Raw genomic sequence first — 2,006 nt, 5'->3', positions numbered from 1 at the left:
CTGGTGCGGCCGAGTCCGAGGAAGCGGACGGTGCTGATGCGGACGCTGCTGGCGGAGGTCGTCGTCCACGTCGAGGTGACGTCGGCGCGGACGGTGACACTGGAGGTGCGGAAGGAGAAGAGATCCCAGGAGCTGATCGTGGTGGATCGGGCGGTGCCGGCGCTGGTGTCGCTGCTCGCGACGCCGTCGATGACCGTGGTGAACCGCTCGGGTGCCACCCCGTCGTAGCTCCACCCGATGGTGACCGACCCGTTCGTGTTCGACGTGCACGTCAGCGCAGTGGCCGGGGTCGCGGCCACGGTCGCCATCGTGCTGGGTGCGGTGGCGGTGGCGGCGAAGGCCGCGGCGGCCGCCGGAGCAGGTACCGCCAGCGCCGCGACGGTGCAGACAGAAGTGACGAGGAGTGCCCCCACCGCCCACGGCCGGTGGTCCTGCTGACGATGCCGGGGCCCACGTCGGGACGCCCCTGTCGTCCTGCTCGGATCTGCGACGGCGGGCAGGACGGCGAGTCCAGCGACGAGGACGAGGGCCGAACCGAGGGCGACGAGCGGGCCCGCTCGATGGTCCGCAGCCCAGAGGACGGGTGTGCCGATGAGTGGGACACGGAGGTACCCGACGCCCGTGACCGCGGACCGGGAGATGTGTGTGGAGTCGGCGGAGGGGTTCGCGTCGCCCTTCGTGGTGAGGGTCCCGTCGCTGTTGAGGGAGTCGAACCGGTGCAGCCGGAGGGTGCCGACGTGGTCGGGGTCGGCGAAGAGCAACACCTGTCCCTTCCGGAGCTCTCCCGCGGTGACCGTCTTGCTCACCACGACGTCGCCCGGGTGCAGGGACGGCTCCATGGAGCCGGTCATCACCGTGGTGGTGTGCCAGCCGAGGACCATCGGAGCGACAGCCCAGAACACGAGACCGAGGACGGCAGCCAGGATCCCCCGGGCGCCGAGCACCACGGCGAACCGACCCCACACGGACGGACGCATGACCGACCTCCTCTCGTGTCCTCCCGGCCGCTCAGGAGTTCTGTGCTTCCCAGGTGAACCCGAGGCTCGCGGTGGCACCCATCAGGGAGGCCGGGGCATCCGACGAGACGGTGTAGGTGATCTGGTAGGTCTTGGTCTCCGACTTGTCGCCGGTGGGCTTCCACGTCCCGACGCCGGTGGCGTAGCTCGTTCGGGTGGACGCGAACGACGCGAGGGAGTCGTTGTACAGGAGACCGTCGGACCCGGCCGCCGCGGTGAAGCCGTTGCACGTGCCGTAGCCTCCACCGCTGCCCTGCTTGACCTGCAGGGTGACGTACGAGGCCAGCGCCTTGGTCTGCTGCACGTTCGTGGCGTAGAGCTTCACTGCGCTGGGGAGCGAGCCGGTCGAGGTGACGGCGATGCAGTTCGTCCCGGTGGAACCGGGCTTGAGGTTCGACGCAGCGAAGAGCGCACCGTTCGATGCGTCGTTGCTCAGCGCCACCGATCCCATCGACCAGTTGTTGGCGTCGTCCGACGAGGTGGCCGAGAACGCCGAGTACGACGCGGTGGACACGGCGACACCGGCGGCGAGCAGGGCAGCCGGGATGACGGCGAGGGTGGCGACACGGGCGATGGTGCGGTTCGGGCGACGCATGAGAGGAGATCCGTTCAGGTTGAGGCATGACTCGAATTTCGAGCTAGGTAGACCTTACACCTACAGATTCGTTCAAGTCAATTTTTGTCCCAAACGGATCTCGTCTAAGATGGGATCATGAGCGCAAGCCCTCCTCCGATGAGTGACGCCGACCAGGATCGACTGCTGGACGAGGCGGTCGCCGCGTTCTACAGCGCTCAGGTCGAGCACGCGCACCTGATGCAGCACCTCGCCGTCACCCACGACCTGAACCCGGTCGACCTCCGCGCGCTGAAGTTCCTCGGAGCGGTCGACGACGACCGCACGCCGAAGGAACTCGGCGGGTACCTGGAGATGGGAACGGGAGCCGTCACCGCGTTGCTCGACCGTCTGACCAAACGAGGTCTACTCGATCG

The 2,006-nt window shown here is 68.0% G+C and carries 3 protein-coding genes; 1 reads left to right on the top strand and 2 read right to left on the bottom strand.

Annotated features, from left to right (window positions below; all coding sequences use genetic code 11):
• Together EDF47_RS19660 and EDF47_RS19655 are read right to left on the bottom strand one after the other, a co-directional pair.
• A partial coding sequence (locus EDF47_RS19660) for a signal peptidase I (protein WP_133985729.1) occupies nucleotides 1-977 on the bottom strand: 977 nt, incomplete at its 3' end.
• A gap of 31 nt (nucleotides 978-1,008) precedes the next feature.
• Nucleotides 1,009-1,611, bottom strand: coding sequence for a hypothetical protein (locus tag EDF47_RS19655; protein WP_111086138.1), 603 nt, complete (start codon nucleotides 1,609-1,611; stop codon nucleotides 1,009-1,011).
• A gap of 117 nt (nucleotides 1,612-1,728) precedes the next feature.
• On the opposite strand from EDF47_RS19655, the gene EDF47_RS19650 reads away from it, so the two are divergent.
• On the top strand, nucleotides 1,729-2,006 hold a 278-nt coding region (locus EDF47_RS19650; RefSeq protein WP_133939199.1), incomplete at its 3' end, for a helix-turn-helix domain-containing protein.

The sequence above is a fragment of the Curtobacterium sp. PhB190 genome (assembly GCF_004365385.1).
Taxonomy (GTDB): Bacteria; Actinomycetota; Actinomycetes; order Actinomycetales; family Microbacteriaceae; genus Curtobacterium.
This window is presented reverse-complemented; position numbering and strand designations above follow the sequence as displayed.

Bases quoted from the DNA above. Each gene is read 5' to 3' on its own strand.
- EDF47_RS19655 (WP_111086138.1), bottom strand. From the start codon at position 1,611: ATGCGTCGCCCGAACCGCACCATCGCCCGTGTCGCCACCCTCGCCGTC.